Source organism: Bacillus sp. CCNWLW194 (assembly GCF_037120585.1).
Lineage (GTDB): Bacteria > Bacillota > Bacilli > Bacillales > Bacillaceae_G > Bacillus_A > Bacillus_A basilensis.
Genome location: NZ_JBBBBL010000020.1, coordinates 51,859 through 76,562, shown reverse-complemented (window position 1 = coordinate 76,562; position 24,704 = coordinate 51,859). Strand labels below are relative to the sequence as shown.

Annotated in this window: 15 protein-coding genes and 1 pseudogene; 10 read left to right on the top strand and 6 right to left on the bottom strand. The window is 31.6% G+C overall.

What is annotated here, in order from left to right; translation table 11 throughout:
* Window positions 1-851 precede the first annotated feature (851 nt).
* The gene (locus V7S50_RS29470; protein WP_336376519.1) at window positions 852-2,090 is read right to left on the bottom strand and encodes a cytochrome P450 family protein; all 1,239 of its coding nucleotides are present in this window, start codon (window positions 2,088-2,090) and stop codon (window positions 852-854) included.
* Between the two features lie 430 nt (window positions 2,091-2,520).
* Here V7S50_RS29470 and V7S50_RS29465 point away from each other — a divergent pair.
* Window positions 2,521-3,205: pseudogene (locus V7S50_RS29465) on the top strand (IS6 family transposase).
* Between the two features lie 92 nt (window positions 3,206-3,297).
* On the opposite strand, the gene V7S50_RS29460 reads toward V7S50_RS29465, so the two are convergent.
* Entirely contained in the window at window positions 3,298-3,912 is a 615-nt protein-coding gene (locus V7S50_RS29460) for a TetR/AcrR family transcriptional regulator (protein WP_147806323.1), read from the bottom strand.
* A 535-nt stretch (window positions 3,913-4,447) separates the two neighbouring features.
* Between V7S50_RS29460 and V7S50_RS29455 the strand changes: the two genes are divergently transcribed.
* From V7S50_RS29455 to V7S50_RS29420, 8 genes are all read left to right on the top strand, one after another.
* The gene (locus tag V7S50_RS29455) at window positions 4,448-5,689 is read left to right on the top strand and encodes a glycosyltransferase (RefSeq protein WP_336376518.1); all 1,242 of its coding nucleotides are present in this window, start codon (window positions 4,448-4,450) and stop codon (window positions 5,687-5,689) included.
* 20 nt (window positions 5,690-5,709) lie between these two features.
* Window positions 5,710-7,194 carry an aminotransferase class I/II-fold pyridoxal phosphate-dependent enzyme gene (locus tag V7S50_RS29450; protein ID WP_336376517.1) on the top strand — a complete coding sequence of 495 codons (1,485 nt, stop codon included), beginning with the start codon at window positions 5,710-5,712 and terminating at the stop codon, window positions 7,192-7,194.
* Window positions 7,195-7,270: 76 nt separating this feature from the next.
* Window positions 7,271-8,521, top strand: coding sequence for a class I SAM-dependent methyltransferase (locus V7S50_RS29445; RefSeq protein WP_336376516.1), 1,251 nt, complete (start codon window positions 7,271-7,273; stop codon window positions 8,519-8,521).
* Window positions 8,514-9,203 carry an ABC transporter ATP-binding protein gene (locus V7S50_RS29440; RefSeq protein WP_336376515.1) on the top strand — a complete coding sequence of 230 codons (690 nt, stop codon included), beginning with the start codon at window positions 8,514-8,516 and terminating at the stop codon, window positions 9,201-9,203. The genes V7S50_RS29445 and V7S50_RS29440 overlap by 8 nt, the downstream gene beginning before the upstream one ends.
* A complete protein-coding gene (locus tag V7S50_RS29435; protein WP_336376514.1) occupies window positions 9,197-11,338 on the top strand; it encodes an ABC transporter permease in 2,142 nt (713 codons plus the stop codon). Before V7S50_RS29440 ends, V7S50_RS29435 begins: the two co-directional genes overlap by 7 nt.
* Before the next feature lie 25 nt (window positions 11,339-11,363).
* Window positions 11,364-12,572 carry a beta-ketoacyl-[acyl-carrier-protein] synthase family protein gene (locus V7S50_RS29430; RefSeq protein ID WP_336376513.1) on the top strand — a complete coding sequence of 403 codons (1,209 nt, stop codon included), beginning with the start codon at window positions 11,364-11,366 and terminating at the stop codon, window positions 12,570-12,572.
* A gap of 2 nt (window positions 12,573-12,574) precedes the next feature.
* The gene (locus tag V7S50_RS29425) at window positions 12,575-13,279 is read left to right on the top strand and encodes a 4'-phosphopantetheinyl transferase family protein (RefSeq protein ID WP_336376512.1); all 705 of its coding nucleotides are present in this window, start codon (window positions 12,575-12,577) and stop codon (window positions 13,277-13,279) included.
* Complete coding sequence (locus tag V7S50_RS29420; RefSeq protein ID WP_336376511.1) at window positions 13,257-13,805, top strand: DinB family protein; 549 nt, start codon at window positions 13,257-13,259, stop codon at window positions 13,803-13,805. The genes V7S50_RS29425 and V7S50_RS29420 overlap by 23 nt, the downstream gene beginning before the upstream one ends.
* 574 nt (window positions 13,806-14,379) lie before the next feature.
* On the opposite strand, the gene V7S50_RS29415 is transcribed toward V7S50_RS29420, so the two are convergent.
* The 4 genes from V7S50_RS29415 to V7S50_RS29400 all read right to left on the bottom strand — a co-directional run bounded on the left by V7S50_RS29415 (window position 14,380) and on the right by V7S50_RS29400 (window position 20,057).
* Window positions 14,380-15,162 carry an ABC transporter permease gene (locus V7S50_RS29415; protein ID WP_336376510.1) on the bottom strand — a complete coding sequence of 261 codons (783 nt, stop codon included), beginning with the start codon at window positions 15,160-15,162 and terminating at the stop codon, window positions 14,380-14,382.
* Window positions 15,159-16,061: an ABC transporter ATP-binding protein gene (locus V7S50_RS29410; RefSeq protein ID WP_336376509.1), complete on the bottom strand. Its 903-nt coding sequence runs from the start codon at window positions 16,059-16,061 to the stop codon at window positions 15,159-15,161. The genes V7S50_RS29415 and V7S50_RS29410 overlap by 4 nt, the downstream gene beginning before the upstream one ends.
* Before the next feature lie 167 nt (window positions 16,062-16,228).
* The gene (locus V7S50_RS29405; RefSeq protein WP_336376508.1) at window positions 16,229-17,170 is read right to left on the bottom strand and encodes a hypothetical protein; all 942 of its coding nucleotides are present in this window, start codon (window positions 17,168-17,170) and stop codon (window positions 16,229-16,231) included.
* 2,095 nt (window positions 17,171-19,265) lie between these two features.
* Window positions 19,266-20,057: a carbonic anhydrase gene (locus V7S50_RS29400; RefSeq protein ID WP_336376506.1), complete on the bottom strand. Its 792-nt coding sequence runs from the start codon at window positions 20,055-20,057 to the stop codon at window positions 19,266-19,268.
* A 1,951-nt stretch (window positions 20,058-22,008) separates the two neighbouring features.
* On the opposite strand from V7S50_RS29400, the gene V7S50_RS29395 reads away from it, so the two are divergent.
* Window positions 22,009-24,704, top strand: a 2,696-nt coding sequence (locus tag V7S50_RS29395) for a Cna B-type domain-containing protein (RefSeq protein WP_336584451.1), incomplete at its 3' end; no start/stop codon positions are given.

The window sequence follows — 24,704 nt, the reverse complement described above, 5'->3', positions numbered from 1 at the left end:
TCCCGAATCTTCAACTTTCTAGAATTATATAAATTTTAATTCACTGTTTGTTTACAGATTTTGTATCCGTCAGAGTAGGTTCTAGGGTATATTTACTTACGAATATTTGAGATTAAAATCATTAGCGAGATTACATTTTTAAGATACTGTTTATTCCTCGTTTGAAGAGATATTTGTCCCAAATTTATTTTAAAATCCCTAACTTACTTCAACTTTCAATACACCTTTAACACTAAAACCAACCAATTTATACCCACTAAATGAGCCAAAGGTAGTGGGTATAAATGGTCATATCTGTTTTAACTTTAAACTGCATTTTATACCTTATGTTTTTTGCAGAAATTCATGCTGATGCACCAGGTGTTACTTTTTTCAGCACCTGTTTTTGGTAATATTTTTGCGCTTCAGGATTATTTAAACATTAAGCCTGACGAGTTTTAAGAAAGCCCTCCAATATTTACATAACAGGAACTTTATTAAAGGTTCTTTCATAGTGCTTTCCAAATATTCTATTGGTATCACTATATCCCATAAATTTCAAATCGTAATAAAAACTAGGTTGTGAATCCATTCATTTTAGCTTTTTATTTCTTCAACCTACATAAGCTTAAATTATTGATACAAAAAAACTGAAATTTACTTCTTTTGTATCTTATAGAATGTAAGGACCTTACATCCAAAATTAAAACATCTATTTTTCGATAAGTAAATGATGAAACCTTATTTGTAATCATTTGTTACCTTTAAATAAAACAGTAGTGCTGAATTCATCATACGAGAGAATTCTTTGTTACTGTCTGCCTAAAGGACAGGATACTATTCTCTAAAATCTTTATTAATAACTAAAGGATTTAAAACTTTAGAGGCAATTCTTCTAATGATCTCATTAGGTAGTTTTCTTGCCATTTTATTCGCTCTCTTTCACCTTGTATCTGTATATCTGGCAAACGGTGTAACAGTGTAGAAATTGCAATTTTTGCTTCTAAACGAGCGAGTGGTGCACCAAGACAAAAATGACTCCCATGACCAAATGCAATATGACGATTGTTTTTTCTTGTAATATCAAATACATCAGCGTCTGGAAAGATCTTTTCATCACGATTAGAAGATGCTACGGATATAATAATTCTATCTTTTGATTGAATATCTTGTCCATGCATTGTAAATGGTTCTGCTGTCCAACGTAAAGTCGTTAGTTCAACAGGGCTATAAAACCGTAATGCCTCTTCAATTGCTGAATCAATTAAATCGGGATTTTGACGAAGTTTTTGTAACTGAGCTGGGTGCTCCAGCAAGGCCAAGGTCATATTTGTAATTAAATTTACTGTTGTTTCATGTCCAGCAACAATAAGTAACGTAATTGTCGAATATAATTCAGATGCATTTAATTTCGTTCCTTCACTTTCAGCCTTTATTAGTGCACTAATTAAATCGTCAGCAGGTTGTTCTCTCTTTTTATTAACTAAATGCTGTATATATTCAGCAAATTCTCCTAATTTTTGATTGTTTTTCTGCATGTCCTCTAACGTATGTGGGGTACTAATAATTGCCTGTGACCAAACTCTAAATTTATGCTGATCTTCAAGCGGAACACCCAACATTTCACTAATTACCATAATAGGTAAAGGGAAAGCATAATCACTTACAAGGTTTATAGAATTATTATGTTCTATTTTATTTAATAAAGTATCAGCAATATATTGAATTTGGCCTTCAAGTTGTATGATCATCTTAGGGGTAAATGCCTTTTGAGCAAGTGATCGTAGACGATTGTGATCAGGAGGATCTGAGTTGAGCATATGATTTCTTAAAAGATCCCTATTCTCTAAGGAAATAGGGACGTCCACGTCTTCTTCGTTATTGAATACGTTTTCAATATTTTTCATCAGTTTAGCATCTTTCAATAAAGAAATTGCGTCCTCATATCTTGTAATCAACCAACTTTGACTATTTTCTCCTGAAGATAAAGGATAAACAGGGTGACATTCGCGCAATTCTTTATAGATATCATATGCTTCCTGTTTAAATACAGGAGAAGATAACTGTGATTCGAATAATAGTTTAAAATTCAGTTCATTTTTTGAAGACATTTATATAACCTCCATCTTTATAAATATCTAGGTAGCTGCAGCACCTAATTTGCATTATAAACCATCCAACTCTGACAAAGGTAAGAATATTCCGATAAAATATTACTTTACTTGGTGAATTAAAAAAATTAATCCTTTGATATATACCTACTTTAATATACTTTATATGTACCAAAGTTTTAAAATTACAATTATTTATAAATAGCATAAAATATTCTTTAATGCAAATCCCTCTCTTATTATCATAAAAGTATCGAGAAGAATATTGGATCTAGTTGGTTTGACTTGCGACATTTCAAAAAACTATGAATTCTTTCCTTACTTGCATGGAGAAAAAGGACAATGGTGTAAAAGCTTTAGGACAATTACAATAAATCTACAAACCTTGGACATACTGATACTACTAGTCTAAAAGGGGTGCGTAATTGGTATGGAAAAAGAAAATGTATTCAAATGGAAGCATTATCAGCTTAATTGTTTTGTTAACGGTAAGATGGTACCTACGGTACAACCTCAGTTTTCGTGATGTAGTGGAAATGCTGGAGGAACAGGGCTTATCCATTTCTCATACAACGATTATGCGTTGGGTTCATCAGTACGGTCCTGAATTTGACGTCACCTTAAACAAACAAGTGAATCCTGAAGGGAAGATGAAACAGTTATGAAAATTAAAGGTCAATGGATGTACCTGTATCGTGCTGTTGATTCGAAAGGAAATACAATCGATTTTACCTGAACAAAACACGAGACCTGAAGGTTGCAAAATGCTTTTTCAAGAAGGTCTTGCAGTCTTTTCATGTTTCAAAACCCCGTGTTATGACAGTCGATAAAAATCCAGCTTATCTTATAGCAATTGAACAATTGAAAAAAGCATACCTGGTGGTATGCGACTTAGACAACAAAAGTACCTGAATAACATAGTAGAACAAGATAATTTCTTTATAAAGAAGCGAATTCGATCTATGCTAGGATTCCAATGTTTTGACACAGTTACATCTATTCGTTTTGGAGTAGAAGCCATGCATATGATTAAAAAAGAATAAGTTGATTTACGGGACCAGTCTGTCCAAAACGAGAAAGAATTCATCCATCAATTGTTTGGACTTACAGCATAAGGTACGATTCCATTAGAAATTTATGCGCTTTAGTATCTTTTATTCTATTTTTACACCAGAGCCCTTTGCAATGCCCAGTACAGTTGCTCTTTCTAGCGCTCATTAAAAAAAGTAAAACCTACTGCACAAAAGGGTCCTTTAGTCATAAGCTTCACTAGCTGTTGTGCGGTATATTTCGGTGAATATTTCATGTCATTTTGAAGCCACCAAATTGCCATCCCAACAACACAGGAAGTGAAGAAACGTAATACCATATCCTTTGGAATATCTGAGTCATGTTCTCCAATTTTAAGCTCAATGTAATTTCGTTCAAGGTTGTTCATGATAGTCTGCTGCATTTGTAGATTAAAATCATGAATGCCATGAGGCCCAAACATGGTTTTATAAAAGTCTGCATGTTTTACCATACACTCAAATAACGATTGTAAAACTTCCTCGAGTTTCGAAAAATCTATTTGATTTCCCTGCACATGGGCATATAGGACCATCTTACTTGCTAATTCCTCTAGTACATCCTCACTAATCTTTGTTAACAAATCTTGTTTATCCCTGTAATGTGAGTAAAATGTAGCTCGATTGATGAGTGCCTCATCTGCGATATCTTGAATAGTAATAGCATCGTATCCTTTTTCTGCTATCAGTTTGATAAAAGCATCATATATAAATTTTTTGGTTCGTATAATCCGTAAATCCGCTTTTCTCAACACTTTATACCTCCCCGTTTGTTATTGTCATTATAGACAACAGATTTCATCTTTTTGTTTTTTATCTAACATTTATGCCTTAACTGTAAATTGAATTTTATGGAAAAAACGATATAATTCCATTATAAACAACATGAGTTTATTATCAACAACACATTGTTAGTTATCTATCTAACTGTTGGTTAAACGAATACTAGGAGGAATAATTTAAAAGGCTTATAGTGAAGCGAATTTTCAAACAAAAGATGGTTCTAGGTGTCATTTTAGGTATTATGGCTGTTGTTATCATCGTTAGTTTTGCTTTTATGAAATAATAGATAATCCGCTAATTTAGCTTGTAGAAGTGTAGTAAATACAGTTCAAAAGAACGATACAAACAAATAAAACCAAAAATAAGAGTTAAGGCTATGGTACCTATATGCCTGAAAAAAACATACTAACGATTATCTAGATGAAAATAGAATAAAAGTAAAAACTTTCATATCGACTGTATTTTTCATACGTTTATAAATATATATTGTTAATGTGATCAAGGGGGATGAGAATAATTAAAAAAAATATTATTTTTGCACCAGAAACTTTTAACTTGGCCGAAACTACCAGATCAATAGAAGTAGCAAAGAAATGTTCCGAATACTTTCATTGCATATTTATAGGCTACTCTAGAAAATATGCGTATCTTATTGAAAAAGCTAACTTTGAATTTATCCACCTTGAACCAGCTTTAAGTGAAGACGATATCAATCAACTCATGAAAGTCGATCAGATGAAGGGCATAAAACATCCCTTTACATACGAACATCTCAAGAAACGAATTGAAAATGAGAAAAGAATTATAAATACTTACTGTCCGGCGGTTGTCGTTATCGGAACCACATTAAGTATGTTTATTTCGGCGAGAGCTTGTCAAATACCACTTGTATATATTAAACCACTAGCATATACAAGAACTTTTTTATTAAAAGGGCACCTAGAATTACCTTCTATAATTAATAAGCTTTTCTTACCTAAAAAATTTACTATGAATCTTTATAAAAAGGTTGCTTTAGGTATTACTTATAAACCAAAATCTTTCTCTAAATTGGCAAAAGAAGAAGGAGTAGAACTTCCAAAATACACCATAGATGCACTAGATGCCGATTATAATTTAATTACAACCATTCCTGAAATTAGTGGTGTGGAAGATCTTCCTGCTAACTATAAATATATTGGCCCGGTTTATGCAAAACTGGATACGCCCATACCTTCATTTGTAGATAGTCTTCCCACTAATGAACCAGTTATTTACTTTGCAATGGGGAGCTCTGGAAGTAAAGAAATTGTCATGAAAATCTTACATGTTTTAAAGAAGCTACCTGTAATAGTTATATGCCCTATGAAGGAAATACTTGGGCCTAGTGGAAATGTTTTTTCTAGTAATAAGAATATAATCCTTTGTGATTTGCTCCCTGCTCATAAATTGGGAAACATAATAGATTTATCTATTATTCATGGCGGGGAAGGTACAGTTCAAACAGCTTGTTTGTCGGGAAAACCATTCCTTGGGCTTGGATTGCAAGCAGAACAAAAAGTCAATATAAATGAATGTGTTCTCTTTGGTAATGCATTAGCTCTTAAACGAAAAGATATAACAACTAAAAAGCTTGGTGAACTAATAGAATTTTCTTTAACAAATAAAGAGATGCACAATAGGGCAGAAAAAATGCAGGAGCTTTTAGAAAATATTGATGGTCCAGTAAATGCTGCTAACTTCTTAATAAATCATTTCGCTACAACATAAAAGAATAATGGGGGTTTACCATGAATAAAGTATACGATAAAATCATTAGCCATTTGGCTGAAATAACAGGTTATGATCAAAGTGACATTGCTGTAACTGATTCGTTAGTTAATAATCTTGGTCTTGATTCAATGATGATTATGGATTTTCATAGATTAGTAGTACATGACTTTCCTGAGATGAAAGAAGTCGACTTGGAAGAAGTTTTTCAACAAGAGGATACAACTGTAGAAGATATTTTATCTTTAGTATATAAAGAAATAGGGATAGAAATGAAACAAGATACAGCTTCATTGCTGGATGATTTCACTGAAGTTAAAGAGTTTCATAAATATCTTAAAAGCAGAGAATACATTCCTTATTTTAGAAAAAACCATGGAATAGCATCAAATAGAATTATTATAGATGGAGAAGAGAAGATAAATTATTCCACTTATAATTACCTCGGTATTAATGGTTCAAATATAATTAACCAGGCCGTAATTGAATCGATAAATCGTTATGGAACGAGTGTTTCTGGTAGTAGATTACTTAGCGGAGAAATTGAAATCCATCAAAAGCTTGAAAGAAAAATTGCTGAATTCTTAGGTGCAGAAGATGCTCTAATTCAGGTGGGAGGACATAGTACTAACGTTAATACCATAGGGAATATTGTCAATCAAGAAGATTTAATTCTACATGATGCATTGGCTCATAATAGTATTATACAAGGTGCAATTCTTTCTAATGCCAAGCGAAAGCCGTTTAAACATAATGATATGGATCATCTAGAAGATGAGCTAAAAAAGCTAAGGTCGAAATTCCGCAGGGTTTTAATCGTGGTAGAAGGTGTTTACAGCATGGATGGAGATATCTGTAAATTACCAGAACTAATTAGAATAAAAGAAAAGTATAATGCTATTCTCATGGTGGATGAAGCGCATTCAATCGGTACTATTGGTAAGAATGGTAGAGGTGTAACAAGTTATTATGATGTTAATCCTAAATCAGTAGATATTTTAATGGGAACATTAAGTAAATCCCTTAATAGTTGTGGGGGATATATTGCTGGTAGCAAATCCTTTATAAAATATTTAAGATTCAATTCACCTGGATTTATTTTCAGTGTAGGAATGACACCAGCTAATGCAGCTGCGGCATTAGCGTCGTTAACACTCTGTGAAAGTGAAGAAAGTTTATTTATAAGATTAATAGAAAACCATACTTATTTCTTAAATGAATTAAAGAAACTAGGAGTTGATACAGGTAAAAGTTATGACACGCCAGTAGTACCTTTAATCATTGGAAACTCTGATGAAGCTCTTAAATTCTCGGAAATATTATTTAAAAATGGAATAAATGCGATGCCGATAATTTACCCTGCAGTAAAAGAGAGTGAAGCTAGAATAAGATTTTTTATCTCAGCTGCCCATTCAAAAGAAGACCTGGATATGACTTTAAAAGTAATTAAAGAAAACATTCAAAGTTTATCTACTTATAATGAGTCCGTGTTAATACCTTTATAAATTACGTGGAAATTTATATAGATAGGGAGCTTTTTGCTTCCTATCATTTAATTTTAAAAGAAGAGGAGGTTATTAAATGAAATACAGTTTGTTAATGAGCAAGTATCAATCATATTCTCCAAACAAACGTTATAAGTTACCAGAAAAGGCCATTCGTATAAATATTTTAGTTCGATTATCTAAGATTGTAGGGATAAGAGATACTCCTTTGTTCCAATTACTTTTGTTTTCAAAAGTTAAGAACTATATAAGGTTTATTGTATTAAGGAAGGTATATGAAAACTTTGATAATGTTCAAGCAATGACAAGAGGAAATATGCATCATAATATATTTCATTCATTTATGGATCTAGGTATCCAGCTGGGTATGATTTCACAAAAAGAGAATATATACACATTAAATCAAGAATACCTTTTGGCAGTAAAGAGCAGAAACAGCTTAGTGGAATTTGAAGACGAAAATTATAGTGAGATTGTAAATAAAATACAAAGTGATTACAAGTTCATTGAGCGTGTAATTAATGAAGAACATAATACAACATTAGGGAAAATAATGGAGAAACTAGATTATATATATATTAAAGAGGTCCTTACCTATTTACAAGAGATTAATGAATTAGACTTTTTTAAACAAATAGCCCCTAGTTTCTCAGAAGATTTCTACACAGATCTTGGAGAATTAGCTTTTAATATATACACAAAAGAGAACTATGCAGCTTTTATTTCTCAAAAACAATTTAAGTCAATTCTAGACATTGGGTGCGGAAATGGTAATTTTATTGATGTTCATTTGAGATCTGATGATAAACAAATTGTTGGTGTAGAAAGACAAAAAAAAGTGTTTGAGAAACTACAAACTAAATATAAAGATAAGTCAAATGTTGTTATACATAACGAAGACATTATAAATCTTTCTTTTGATAGCAAGTTTGACATGATTAATATGAGTTATATGCTATTTTATCTTACTCAAGACGAAAAAGAAGACCTCTTCAAGAAACTAAAAGAAATTTTGCATAGGGATGGTTCTATAATAATTTGTCAGTATTATCCTAATTTTGAAGTTTATCAAGAGCTTATTGCTAAACATAATAAGGATTGGAATCTTATATCTCGCTTTAAATATGATATTTGTAATAGTATTCTCCAAGCTGAAGTTGTATTAAATAATATGCTTATTGATTTTGCTCAAGCGGAGCAGTGGAATCTTTTCCTTCCTCTATTACATTCATGTGGATTTGAAGTGAGTGAAATCGCACCAGCAGATGATACATATTATTCGTATTTTATTACAATTAAACATAAAAATGGAGGTACAAATGATTAAAGCTACTAATGTTATAAAAGTCTTTAATGCAAATAAGCAAAATGAATTAAAAGTGTTAAGAGGAATTGATTTAGGTATAGGTAAGGGTGAATTATGTACAATTATCGGAAAATCAGGGTCGGGTAAAACTACGCTTCTCAAATGCTTATCTGGGCTAGACAGTGTTACTTCAGGCGATATTCAGGTAAACAAAAGAAGTATAGGTAATTTCACTAAAAAAGAAGTAAATCTTTTTAGAAAAAATGATATTGCTTTTGTTTTTCAAGAATATAACTTAATTGATGATCTAACTTTACATGAGAATATCTATTTGGAACATGATGTCACTGAGGAAATTGAAAATCTTATTGATGAGTGGGATATTCGTAAAGCAATTAATTTATTTCCTAATCAATGTTCAGGAGGTCAACAACAAAAAGCTGCTATATTAAGGGCTTTAGTGAAAAGAGCAAAAATACTGTTTTGTGATGAACCTACAGGAGCGCTTGATGGTAATTCATCTAAGGAGGTCCTAACAGTGTTGCAAAAGCTACAAAAAAGTCATCAAACTACAATTGTTCTAATCACCCATAATGAACAAATTATAAAAATTTCTAATCGCACTATCACTATCCATGATGGGAAAAAGGTTAATGATGTAGTAAATGAAGATATTGAATTAGCGGAGAATTTAGAATGGTAAATCAATATATTAAGAAAAAATTTAGAAAACGTACAATAAGGAGATTAAATACTTATAAATTAAAGCTTCTAGTTATATTTCTTGTTATTTTTGCTACAACTGGTATCTTTATAAGCTTTTTTGTTGGTACTAGTAGCGTTCTACAATCGGTTGAAAGATTCAACAGCGAATATAACGTAGAGGACGGTATATTAATAACCAATGAAGATATTGACGAGAAATTTGAGGATATTTCCTTCGAACAAATTAAAAATGGGGAAGTGAGGGAAGGTGGCAGTACAGTTCGAATATTCCAGTCAAGAAAAAAAATTAATAAATATCAAGTGACCAGCGGTCGTGATATTCAAAACGATAAAGAGATTCTAATTGACAATAACTATTTAAAAGCAAATAAATTAGCACTCAATGATGAATTGACTTTTAATGGAGAAAAATTAAAAATAGTTGGAACTGCAATATCACCTGATTATATTACAACCAAAAATAGTAATCTAGTGTTGCAAGCTAATTCTGAAGTTTTTGGTATAGCATTTGTAAATGAAGAAACTTTTAAAAGGCTATTCGGTAATAAGTTCTCTTCATATTATGCTTATACTAGCAATCTAGATGTTCAAGAGGTTTCGAAAATCGTGAAACCAACTTATATTAATAACTCTCAAAACAACACGAGGATACAACAAGTAATAGGTGATGCAAAAGCGCCAAGGGATCTAGCGTTGCTTTTAACATGCTTACTATATCTAATAGTTGGGGTTCTTTTAAGTGTTTATCATTTTGAAGTATCCAAGAAAGAATCAAATAACCTAGCAACATTTAATAAGCTAGGCTTTAACAAATGGGTTCTTTTTAAACATTATATAACTGAAACGAGCTTAACAATTTTAATTGCATGGTTAATCGGTGGTACAATCGGTATATTTTTGATTGAAACGATTATGCAAATGAATAGCCAAATATATAATTATCCAATTCTAAAAATTGATTACAAATTATTGACAGAATGTTTAGTTTTCTCACTAATTATTGTTTTAGTGATTAACTTTGTTTTAGTTTATCAGTTTTATATAAAATTTAAAAAGAAGAAAAATAAAGTTAAATCTATAAGAAAAAGAAGTGGCAAAATGATGAATTTCATTCCTTTTACTTACCGGTATCGGTTAAAGCGGATAAATAGAAATAAAAAGGAAATGGCTTTGTTTATAGTACTGATTTTCTTTGTAGGTTTACTGATTAATTTTTCGTTTTTATTGAAAGACTCTGTAACTAAGTATGTCGATGACTTAGCATCAGAGAATACTTTTGAAGAAATTTTGTTTTTAAATCCACCTAATCAATATGATATCAAAGGTGAAGAGTTTAAACTATATAACTTATATGATGAAGAAGGTATTACACAAAATGTTTATGTAATCGGTTCTGATTCTAAGTATTATAATTATAATCTCAAACTGGAAGATGGAGATGTAATAATTACTCAAGCATTCTCTGATAAATATGGGAAAAAAGTAGGAGATAAGTTACTACTAAAAGATGTAACTAATCAAAAAGATTACTCATTTAAAATTAATAAAGTCAACAATGTTACTACAGTGAGTAATATATATTTAGTTTTCAATAACGGAGAAATGTTCAACCATAAAACATATTCAGTACCTGCAGTAGCTCTATCAAAACCATATGATAATGCTAACGATAGTGGGATAGAAGCTACGTTGACTAGGAACGAGATAATAACTTCCGGAAAAAATATCTTAGAAGTTATAAACAAACAGATCACACTTATTTTAGGGCTTGCTATAGTTCTACAAGTTGCATTACTTTACTCACTTCTTGAGTTCAGTTATCAAAATAGTATCAAGTCAATTAAGACATTAAAATTAGAAGGTTATTCATTAAAAGAACTAATGAGAATGCATTTTGCCTTTAGTTTTCCTATTGCGGTCCTAACAATTATTGGATCATACCTTCTATCAAGAATAGGTGTAAGAGTGTTTTTGGATCAAATTATGTTTGACTTTGTCAACTTTGTTAAAGTTACTGATAACCTAAATATTATATTTGCAAGTAACGGAATGATAATTGCCGTATTTACCTTCTTCTTAATAAGAATAAGATCAAAAATGAAATGCATTTAAAATGACAATGGAGGTAGACGAGTTTATGAATAGAGTCGTAGTAACAGGAATAGGTATTGTTTCACCAAATGGTATTACCAGAGAGAGTTCCTGGGAAAGTATTGTTAATCTTGAAAGCGGTATTATTCCTTCCAAATATGAAAATACAAACTTTGTTGGAGAAGTAGATGACATTTTTAATGAATCACTTACTACAAAGGATAAGCGGTATATGGATCGTTGTACTCAAATGGCGGTAATTGCATCAAGAGAAGCCGTTAAAGATGCAGATTTATTAATTAATGATGAAAATAATGAAAACGTTTCTGTGTTTGTTGGAAGTTCTGTTGGGGGCATTCGTGCCCTCGCAGATGAGTTTGGAACTGCAGCTTTGAAAGGTGTAGATCAAATGACAATGCTTGTAATACCAAGAAATCTAATTAATATGATAGCAGCAAATATTAGTATTGATTTAGGTATAAAAGGTGAATCTCTTGCTTACTCAATTGCCTGTGCTTCAGGAACAGTAGCGATAGGAGAAGCATTTAAAAAAATTCAAAATGGTAGCAAAAAAATAATATTAGCAGGTGGAGCAGAAGCATGTGTTATTCCACAAGTTATAGAACCTTTTAGAAAGTTAAGAACCTTAACAAACTCTAAATTCTTAGATAAAGCTAGTGTCCCTTTTTCAAAAGATAGATCAGGATTTGTAATGAGTGAAGGGGCGGCCTTTCTTATTCTTGAAGAACTTAATCATGCAAAGGAGCGTGGGGTTCATATCTATTGTGAAATAGAAGGTTATGGGAGCTCATCAGATGCTACTTCATTATTGGCGCCTGACCTTAATGGTGTTACAAGATGTATGGAAAATGCATTAATTGATGCTAAATGCAGTTCCAATGAGATAGAGTACATAAATGCTCATGGTACATCTACCAAACTAAATGACTTAACTGAATCAAAGGCTATAAAGAAGCTATTTAATCAAAATCCTTTAGTATCCTCGACTAAATCTATTCATGGACATGCTTTAGGAGCAGCTGGAGCAATTGAAACAGCATTATGTTGTATGATGATTAAGAAAGGAAAATTAATTCCCACTATTAATGTATCAAGAGATAGTGTGGGAGAGGATATAGAAGTTAACCTTCTTTTAGAAAAGGTATCTAATTATAATGGTGGTAAAATCTTAAATAATTCATTTGCATTTGGTGGGCATAATGCCTCAATTTTATTATCAAAATTTCAGGATTAATTATGGATATTTTCTTCTGTAAGATAAATAAAAACCAAAGTAATCTTATATCAAAAAGAATTCTCACCAAACGAGCTATACAGAGATTAAAAAAAACTACACACCCTAAAAAAATGCTTCATATTATGTACAGCGATTTACTTATACAGTATGTGTTGTTCAAAAAACAAAGAATGAAATATCCGTTGAGTATAACCTATAATATGCGGGGGAAACCTCTATTATCAAAAGGCTTCTTTAATATTTCAAATTGTAATGAATGGGTTATGTGTACTTACAGTAATAATTCTGCCGTAGGGGCTGATATTGAGGAGTATAAGCGGTGCAATCATGAATTAGCTCAATTCTTTTTTACTCAAGAAGAACTTAAACACTTATTAACCTTATCGCAAAGAGAACAAATCAATTTTTTTACGGATTCATGGACTTTTAAAGAAAGTTATGTGAAATGTAAAGGGATTAGTTTATTCGATATTAAAAACAATATCCATTCACCTTTAGTGAGTAATTATTTTATTAAGGATTACACAGAAATTAAAGGTGAATTATTTCATTATGTACGTGGGGTTATTGAAAATTATAGTTGGTGTTTGTTAAGCGAAGAAAGCTTCACTAAATATAATATTAAGTTAGTGTGCTATTCGCAAATTATAGAAACTTTAACTAACATATACAGGGGGAATTATGCAGAGCATTTATATGACTAATCACTTTAACAAAATTTATCAACAAAGAGAAGAATTTGCTAATGAAATACAGCATTTCAAAAACAAAGAATGGGAAAGGCCTTGTAAAGATAAGTGGTCTTTTGGAGAAACATATTATCATTTATACTTAATGGTCAGGCGTTTTCGACAATTAAATAAGTTATATTTACCATTTTCTAGACCAATTGCTGCAGTAAGAAAAAAGTCACCTTATAAAACGCATAGTACGGACATATATACTGAATATAAAGAAAAACACAACAAGCCAATGAAGGCACCTTTTATTTTGCTACCACCTAAAGGAATAGAAGGTAAAATTTCATTTGAAAGATTAATTAAAGAGCTAGATAATGAAACAAAGAATTTAGAAAAAATACTTTCTAAAATCGAAGATGACATTGCTGGTCACATACGTTTCCCCGATCCAATTGCTCATAATCCAAACTTAATACAAAGTATTAATTTAATAGGTATACATGAAAAACAACATTTCTTTTTATGTAAAAAATATTATAACTTAAGTTAATGTGTCTCTATTGGAGATATACTAGTCTATTTGGGTCTGATGGAAATATATAAAGAATAACACGGAGAATAGTAGACTCCTATTTGGATTAGCAGTTTTGCTTGGAATTCAGTTGATAACTCGAATTTGAAATTGGAAGGAATTGAAGCTATTTTGCCCTAACAAGGAAGAAGTATACGAACATTTTAATGAATTTTCTTCCGGAAAAATCGATTAAGAACTAATAAAAAACATTAGCCTCTACATTGAATGATGTATGGTCCCGCCACAAGCCCATCAATTTAAGGATTTGAGGTAACCCCTTAAACGAAAGTTTTATTGTTAAATATCGGTAAACGTTTAAAGATAAAATGAGTGTTCTAGGTCCAAAGGATTCAGATATTTTTCAAATTCAATTACTAGTATAATAAAATTAAGATATTTAGTTTCTTTTTAAGGTTTATTGTAGGTTATTTAAACGAAAAAACAAAAAGAACTTGTAGGAATTCCTACAAGTTCTTTTTAGTTTAAGGTGAATATAAGGGGATTTATAGATTTATAGTATTGGTGCTGCACCTGAATTGAGATTTTACGTTTATAATACATCTCGTTTTTGAAACATTACACTAGATGCGATAAGCAATACTGCAAAAGATGCTAAGACAAATAAAGAAGATGTTGTTAACGTAAATTCAGAAAATAATGGTGTAGCGCCTTCATTTATAATTTCACGACTATCATACATATTTAAATTCAAATGGAATAGTACAATATATTTAGCAATACCTTGTGCGTATAACATAATAAGATATAGGATTGGGCCTTCTATAAAGAAAAGGAACATTGAAATAATTAAAGGTAGTACAGATTTACGAAATACGTTTGCTAGGAAAAAGGAAAGTGTTGCATAGAAAAATGTTGCTGGCAACATATATAGTAATTTTATTGTAAAAATAGATGGCGTAAGCTCTGTTTTCCCACCTCTCATCATTATTTCTCCAATTAAAGAAGCTGTAACTGTTGAGATAATGATGATAATTACCATTGATAAGAGCACAGTAATATATTTTGCAAATAAAATAGAGACGCGTTTTTTCGGACGAATTAACAATTGTTTAATCGTCCCTTTTTGAAACTCTTCTGTAATCGTCCGTGACGCAATTGTAATCCCAAATATTGTTGTAAACATAATAATTGTAGGTAGAAGGAATGATGCAAAACCTAAAGGAGTGTTTGCTCCAAGTGGGATATTAGAGGACAACAGACTCTTTAAAATAATCGCTATAACACCTTCGAGTAAAACTAGTACACCCATTAATATATATATCGTTTTCTGCGCATGCAACTTTAAAAATTCATTTTGAATTAACTTTATCATAATGAATTTGTACCTCCTGTTATTGCTAAAAATTCATCTTCAAGGGATGTGTTTTGTACAGTGACTCCATATACTCGTATATCTGCTAATACAAGTTGTTTTACTAATGCAGGAATTTGTTCTTTCGTTGTACTAACGAGTATTTTTCCATCTTTCTGGTCTCCCTTAATTACTTTATAAGCAATTTCAGGTTGAGAGACTTCAAATGAAACGACAAATTCCCCCTGTTCTTTTCCTTCTCGTAAATTATACTCCTGTACGAATTGGCCATTTTGAATAATGACAACACGATCGCACATCAATTCTACTTCACTTAACAAATGACTTGATACAATAATTGCTATATCTTCATCTTTTGCTAAGTGCTGCAAATAATCACGTAGTTGTCGAATGCCAGCTGGGTCTAAACCGTTTGTCGGTTCATCTAAAATTAAAATTTTCGGCTTGTGAAGCAATGCCTGTGCAATCCCCAGACGTTGTTTCATTCCGAGTGAATATGCTTTTACCTTTTTATGAATAGCCTGCTTTAAATCGACAAGCTTTACAATTTCAGCAATCCTCTCGGCATTGATTGGATTTATTGCCATATTAGCGAAATGTTTTAAGTTTTGCATGCCCGTCATATATTCATATAATTCCGGGTTTTCTACAATGGCTCCAATATATGAAAGAGCTTTTTCTCTATCTGTTCGAATGCTATGACCACAAATCGCAATGTCACCTTTTGTAAGAGAAATAAGTCCTGTCATCATGCGAATTGTCGTTGTTTTCCCGCTTCCATTCGGACCGAGAAAGCCATATACTTCGCCTTTTCTTACTTCAAATGAAAGACCGCGAATAATTTCATTAGATCCAATTTTTTTATGCACATTTTGTAAAGTAACCACTATATTACTCATTGCATCTGGTCTCCTTTATATTTCTATTTTTTTATCGTTTTCCGACTATATTCCTTCAGATAAAGCACTATTTGTGTAATAGTCTATGTTTCATGCAACTGTAGCATTTGAATTTTTTCATGATACAACAATCATAATAAAAAAGGCCACAATTCGTGGCCAATTCATTATGGTTGTTGAACTTGTCCTTCGGCGATAGGAGTTTTTTGTTGTGTTGCAGGATTAATAACTGATGTTGTCCAAGTTAATCCTGTTCCAGCTATTCCATCAAACTTTACCTGTGCTCCAACTGTAGATACAGTTTTTGCTACATCATCTATGAAAAAGTAATCTGACAACTTGCCTTTAGGTATCTTTAACCAATATTCTCCAGTGTTTTTTTGTCCGATTGTCATAGGAGTGTTTTTATTTTTCTCTTCCATACGTTTAAATGCATTATAGACCGCTTCACCAGTTAAATGTCCTGGCTCATACTTCTCAATGAAATCAGGCCCATCAAGCACTCCTAAATACCATATTTGCAAATTGTCCCCAATTTCAGTTACCTTAGTACCAGTATTCATGATGCCTGAAGTCTTTAATTCCTCAAGATAATAGTCAACACGTAAAGTCTGATATGGTTTTGCTACGATGTCATCGCCTCCATAAGACAATGTTCTAGTCTCGGATGAAAACTTATTCACCCCTGTACTTACTTTAAGTCCTGTTGTAATTTTTGAAGTAACAGATGCAATTCCTGGAATTGAAGCAGATGCTGACATTTCCGCTCCGACACTAATTTCAGCACTTGCATTTATTGTTAGTGAATCTGTTGTAGAATGTGTTTTAGTAGGTGCTTTTCTAGTTGAGGCATCTGGATTAGCGCTATTATCATTTATTACATAGTCAATTGCTTTCAACGTTTTCTGTTCTGAAGTTTTTTCGAAACCTGTAGTACTAAATGTTGCAAACTTCAACAGGTTATTAGAATCATATATACTCTTATTATTTTCAATATCAGGATTAGGATTTTCGGCTACTGCTGCATAAGTAGGTGTTGCAATAGTTCCTATACTTGTTAGTCCTAATGTTAAAGCTAGTCCTGTTGTTGCTAAAACTTTCAATTTCATTTCTATGCCCCCTATTAAATATGTTTTTTAAACTTTTAATATTCTGCAAATAAAATTGAGAACGATTTCTGATAGATACCTTTGTTACATGTATCATTGCAAGAGATTGATAACACATGTGATTTCACTACATTTGGTAAAGCAATAACTTTAGTACCTAAGTACACACGACTGTAGTGTCTAGCATACTGGTGAATTCTTCTAAAAAATAAGACTGCTATTTTTTAGAAATGTAACACTTACTGATCCTAAAATTCTTCTGATATTCCGGTTATTAAGATAATCGGAATGACATAATGTTACTTTAGTCTGTACTGAACTTTTATACGTGCCATCTTCTCCTTTCTTAGTAGTTATACCATTTATACCTTTATTAAAACATTAAGCTCTTAAGTATATAAGTTACAAAATAGTAACATAGAAATCCGTTATAATTCATATGAGGATTTTTAGATGTAAATAATTATATTAATAAAATTATTTCATCTGTAAAATATAAAAAATAATTTCATATTTATTAGTAACACATAATAATTATAGTTAAAGTGAAGTTATCTAAATAAAAAACATTTGTAATATAACATAATAACACCTATATATCGTTTCCCTGCATTTGGATATGCATAATTACATGAAAATATAGGTATATCAACTACTATACGCTATGCATTTCCGATAAGTGTTCGGAAATAATCCTTTATATTACTATTAACAGATAACAATTTTGCTATGAGATGAAATTGTTATTTTCTTTTTATGTGCCCAGTAAATTACGATTTTATGGTAACTAAAAAGAGAAGGTTATCGCTTTTCGCGCCAAGATTTAGAAACGCTAAGTTCCTATATGACTAGATATATAATACGTTTTGGAGATTATGTAATTGATTTACAAAAAAATCTCACCAAATAGAAGAAACCATCTCTCTATAAGCTCAATAGGTTGTGATTGGAAATAAAAGTAAAACTATGACCTGTTTTTTCACGTATCTCGGCTGAACCCTATTAAATGCCGAAAAGGTAACAACTTTGTTACTTTTTGTTGATATATGTCGATTTTAATGTTATATTCATAACAACAAAGAAAGAGAAAATAAAAACCCTTATCTAGTAAGAAATCAGAATTTTTAGTTTTCTCTACCGATGTACTTCATGTGTCGAAGAAGTTTGTGCATTTTTTTCCACTCTTTCTTTGTTTTACCCTACATAAGAAAACAATCTGTTTTTATACAGGTTGTTTTCTTTGCGTTACAACGTCCAGTAAAAAAATGGATTGTCGTTGAAGCTTGTTTTGTAATTAAACTTGTAGTCTACTTCAGTTACGGTTACAAAAATAGTACGTTACAGAAGGGACAAAAAGAAGATGTAGTATAATGACAAAAATAATATCACTGTTTATACTGAAAGCAATGAAAAAAGCACGTCGCTTTTTTTCATTACTATGATATGGTTTGTAAAGAATTATGATTAAATACCGAAAAAAGTAACAATTATGTTACCTTTTGTTGATATATGTCTTTTTGATGCTATATTCATAACAACAAAGAAAGAGTAAACAGAAACCCTAACGGGTATGATATCAGAATTTTTAGTTCTATCTAATCGATCTACTTTTTGTGCTTTATAAGTTTGTGTCTTTTTTGCCATTCTTTCTTTGTTTTACCCTTAAAAGAAAACAACCTGTTTTTATATAGGTTGTTTTCTTTTGTAAAAATAAAATTTTTTTAAGGTATTTTAGCAAGACATGTACTAAGAATTATAATGTTCATCAAATATTAATCCTGTAATTATTATATAATAATTATAGGATTTTTATTGTTTTTAAAATTTCCGCTAATGATTTATATATAAAATATATCTAGTATGTTATCTTTTTCTTCTTTAAGGAACAAAAAGAAGACGTAGCATAATGAAAAAGCTGCTGTCCTAAAGGGGCAACAGCTTATTTCTATACTGGTGCAAAAAAATTATAATTTCATTGAGCAAGACAATGGTTATTTAAATTGTCTGGTTACCATAAACTTTGCTATGATTCTCTTATAACAAACATACAAAAATCAGTAATATAGATTAGGACATTGGTTCGTACTATTGATTTTTATGATACTTCGCGTCCATTAATTGGTTGAACTGGTCGGCTATTCGTTGGGAATAATTTATGGAACGCTTCAATTTGTTTTTTGGACATCTCTATTGTCTGTTTCAACACAATCCATTGGACATTTTCAGTACAAGGAGGTGTTGTCAAAGACCCCATGTAACGGAATGATGAATGATCTGAAGGAAGAATCTGTTTTATATCAATGGTATGTTGCACATCGTCTTTTATATTTTTTCTGTACGGGAGATTTTCCCACATTGCTGCAAAACCTTCGTTTTTTTGTCCTTCTTTTATCATAATACCTACTACTGCTAACTGACCTTGATCATTTTGATGGACTAGATGTAATTCCATATCTGCATATTTCCCTTCAAATTGGTGCTCACTTGGTGTATGAAAATGGAATTGTTTTAATGTGTAACGATTTCCTCCTAGCATAAGATAATCATCAGGACTATTTGCTTTTCCCTCAATACTATGCCCATTATTTTTAATAGAAAATGATATTGGTTGATAGTTTATTTGCAAAGGATTATTATCAACTGTTGATTTTATTTGCTCTGTTTTGATATCTATTGGAGATTGTTCTTGCCCATTTAAACACATTTTGTATTCTGGTTTCAATTCTCCCCAGTGCTCTGGACCAGTATTCCCCTCATATGACCACTGCGTATTTTTCTTCGTGGATTGTTTTTGCGGAGCTTCTTGTTTTGCTGTGTTACATCCCATCAACACTACACTCATTGTTAATATAAAGGGAGTTTTATAAATAAACTTTAAGCCTTTCATACTGTTTCCTCCTTAGATGATAAAATATTGTATTTAAAAAATATTGCTTGTAACTAAAGGTTCTGTTACAAATTCGCCAAAAATATTAAGAATTTAGTGAAGCATCCCTCAATTGTTATGCAATTTAAGCTAATAAATAGAAAAATGGAGTACGGAAGCTATACAGTTAATTTATGAGGAAAGGAATACCTACGCTTCTTACCCATACCAAAAATCGATTATGTAATCTAATTATGATTCAAATTACTTAACCTGGTCATATTTAGTTGGCATTACTGTATTCATTCCGAAGCAGGGATGTTTTGTCATTCTTATATTTATCATTCTCGCTCCTAATTGATAGCGACTTTCATTTTATATTTATTATAATTATATATAAATTATTAAAAAAAAATCAATATAGATTTATATTCTTTGATGTGATACTATGTATTTCTGGTTATGTTGAAGGGTTTTCGACAAGAAGTTATTTCCCTAAATCTAGGAAAGAGGGAAATTAGTTTAATTGGATTCACCTTCCATCAACATCAAGCTAAAAAACAACCCAAATATAAAAATATTGAATTCTCAAGGTGAAAATGTACAATTTTATTTTAAGTGCGTCATAAAATTTTTAAGTTGATGGAGAGATATGGTGACCTCTACTAGTTGGTGGAAATATTAGTTTGTGAAAAAATGTCGAATTTGCGAGAATTTTGTGATTTTTTGTCTTGTGATACTTTATATTTAGTGCTAAACTCATAATACAAAGAAAGAGTAGCCGAAAATATCCCCATTCGAACAAAAAAGACTGAAGATTCAGTCTAATTTACGGATGAATAATATTCAAGTTTACTACTATTTCTTTGTTTTATTTTATATATAATATTGCAAATTACAAATAGATAGCGAGGTGAATGGAATGTAATTATTCGGTAAAAGTAGAGGATAAGTATTCTGTTGTTTTTATGACATCTTAATTAATAACATACTTATTACAAATATTTGTAGAGAGAATTGAAACTGTTTTTCAATCTAGCAATGATAAATTTGAGTTCATACAAATAATTATGAATCTAGTCAACAAACTGAGAATTTCATTGAAGATTCGGTATAACCAGATTTAGCCATGGAGTTTATTATTCAGCGGATTTTAATTAAGATTCTAAATGTATAAGTAGACCAAAATTGGTGAACGTTTTTGGTAATTATAAGACTATCTAATTACAAATCTGAGAAATGATTTCCAAGTGACATATGAATAAACAAAATTATTTGTGGTTTATATTTTTACTAAATGAATCAAGAATTAGGTAGTGGTTTAGAACAATTATTTAAGGACAATATTTTGGTGTATATAGGAGGGAGTATAAAATAAGGATTTTATCTCAAGAAGGGAATTAATTTACGTTTGGTTTCTTTAATTACAAAATCGATTACAAAAATTACTAAAACTATCTTTGGCATTAAAAAAGCCCTATATTACGGATGGGAGCATGAAAGAATGCCTATAGGAGGGGGAAAAAATTCTGGTGAATAATGTTATAAATCATCTAAAAATGCGATTAAAAAACTGAATATATTGATATTATGAACATAAAAACAATGAAGAGTAATATCAATAAACTAATAGCGTTGAAATAAAAACATTGTTAATCAGAAATGTATGCTCAAAATAAGACGGTAGATATGATATAAAATCTCGGGATTTTATAGGAATGATGAAAAACGTAACTTCGCCAGTTACAATTATATCGAAAATTGTTTAACTTGTAAATATTAAACTTAGTGAAAGTAATGTTACATTAAGAAAATGAAGTTTAATAGAGTACAAGAGAATTATTTATAGAAATTTGTTTTCAAGCTTTATGTGTATAACGATTAAAAGAAATGGAATACCATCAGCCTATAAAGTCATTGTCATTGCATATTCATATTACAGCCATCTAATTATAACTGATAGGAGAATGACATGATCAAGAGAGTAACTTCGATTTTTTCGATTTTCATGATTTTTATATTTACTATAGGTCAGAGTTTTACATCCATAATAGCAAATGCACAGGAGTTAAATAAAACAGGACTAGTAGATAGTTTTGCATTTGATAAAACGGAACTAGGTGTTGGCGAAACAACGAGAATCCGCGTTAATTTTAGTGAAAAACCTGGATTGGATATGAAAACAGGAGATACATTAACATTAGCTTTGCCCCCGGAATTAAAAGGATACAAAGGAACAATTCCATTAAACAACGAGCAAGGACAAAATTTTGGTACTTGTCAAATAAATACAACTAACGTGGTATGTACATTTAGTGATGTAGTTGAAAAACTTCTAAATGTTAAAGGACATTTTTATTTTCAAGTTGAAGCGACTCAAGATGTAGCATCGGGAGAGAAGAAAACAATCGATACGAATCTAGGTACTAATTTAGAGGCTCAAAAAGTAACGATTGCTGGTCAAATTAATAATGGGGGGAGTAGCCCTGGAACATTTCACTCTAAAGGGGGAAGTATTAAGCCTGAAGATACTAGTGTAGTAAATTGGTGGTTAAATATAAATGGAGCAAAGCAAAATGTAGATTCAGATATTGTTTTGACAGATACATTGCAACCGGGACAAACACTTAATCAGGATAGTTTCCGTATTGGAGGATTTGCAGCTCCAATGACACCACAGGAATTCCAAACTCAAGGTTATGGTACGGTTACTTTTATTAATGATAACGAATTTAAAGTTGTGATGAATAAGGAAAAGGCAAGTGGTATTACTTTTGCTTTCTCTTATACATCTACCATTACTGCAGATGGAAAGAGTCAACCATATTTTGATAATCAATATGCGGTTGATTACAAGATTACAAATGAAAATCCTATATCAACATCGGGTAGTGCTAGAGTTAACAATATAGATCAGGGCGGCGGTGCGCAAGGGGATTTACCTCCTAAAGGAACGCTAAGAATCGTGAAGCACATTGCCGGAGATGAGACAAAACTTGTACCAAATGTTTCATTTAACTTATATACAGAATCAGGTCAGCAAATTGGTGGTACGTATAAAACGGATGGACAAGGCATGGTAGAGGTCAAAGATTTAGACCCAGGTAATTACTATGTACAGGAGATTGCAGGTCCAAACTATTTGGATTTCGATCCTCAAGTAAAAGTACCTTTTACGATTGATGCAAATGCTGACAAAGGTGTAAAGCTTACTATTCCGAATAAGGTGAAAATGGCATCTGTTTCTGGAACGAAGACTTGGAATGACAATAATGCAACAGATCGTCCAAGTTCAATCCAAGTACAGTTACTGCAAAATGGAAATTTAATCAAAACACAAGAAGTAACAGCAGTGAATAACTGGAATTATACGTTTGCAGATTTACCTGCATATGATAATGATGGTAATGCTTATACGTATACAGTAAAAGAGCAACCAGTAGCGGGATATAAATCGGAAGTAAATGGCTACAACATTACGAATACAAAAGATGCAAAAACAACAGTAGCGGGAACAAAAACATGGAACGACAACAATGCAACAGATCGTCCAAGCTCAATCCAAGTAGATTTAATACAAAATGGAAACGTAATCCAAACACAAGAAGTAACAGCAGCGAACGGTTGGAATTATACATTTGCAGATTTAGCACAATATGATGCAAATGGTGTTGCTTATACGTATACAGTAAAAGAACAACCGGTAGCGGGATACAAATCAGAAGTGAATGGTTACAACATTACAAATACAAAAGTAGGCCAAACAACGGTAGAAGGAACAAAAACGTGGAAGGATGGAAATGCAACAAATCGTCCGACATCAATCAAGGTAGACTTACTACAAAATGGTCAAGTAGTTGCGACGCAAGAAGTAAGTGAAGGATTAGGCTGGAAATATGGATTCAAAGACTTAGCAGCATATGATGCCGAAGGAAATGCGTATAAGTATGAAGTAAAAGAACAACCGGTGGATGGATATAAATCAGAAGTAAACGGTTATGATATTACGAATACAAAAGATGCAAAAACATCTATTTCAGGAACGAAAACATGGAATGACAACAATGCAACAGATCGTCCAAGCTCAATCCAAGTAGAGTTATTACAAAACGGAAACGTAGTTCAAACACAAGAAGTAACAGCAGCGAACGGTTGGAACTATACATTTGCAGATTTAGCACAATATGATGCAAATGGTGTTGCCTATACGTATACAGTAAAAGAGCGACCGGTAGCGGGATACAAATCAGAAGTGAATGGCTACAATATTACAAATACAAAAGTAGCGAAAATGACAGTAGAAGGAACAAAAGTGTGGAAAGACGGAAATGCGATAAGCCGTCCAACAATGATCAAAGTAGACTTACTACAAAACGGAAATGTAATCCAAACACAAGACGTATTAGCAGCAATAGGTTGGAAATATATATTCGCAGATTTAGAAGCATACGATGCGAATGGAGTACCTTATCAATATGAAGTGAAAGAACATCTAGTAACGGGATACAAATCAGAGGTAAGCGGTTATGACATTACGAATACAAAAGTAGGCCAAACAAAAGTAGAAGGAACGAAGACGTGGAAAGACGGGAATGCGACAAGCCGTCCAACAACGATCAAAGTAGACTTACTACAAAATGGCAAAGTGATTGATACAAAAGAAGTGAG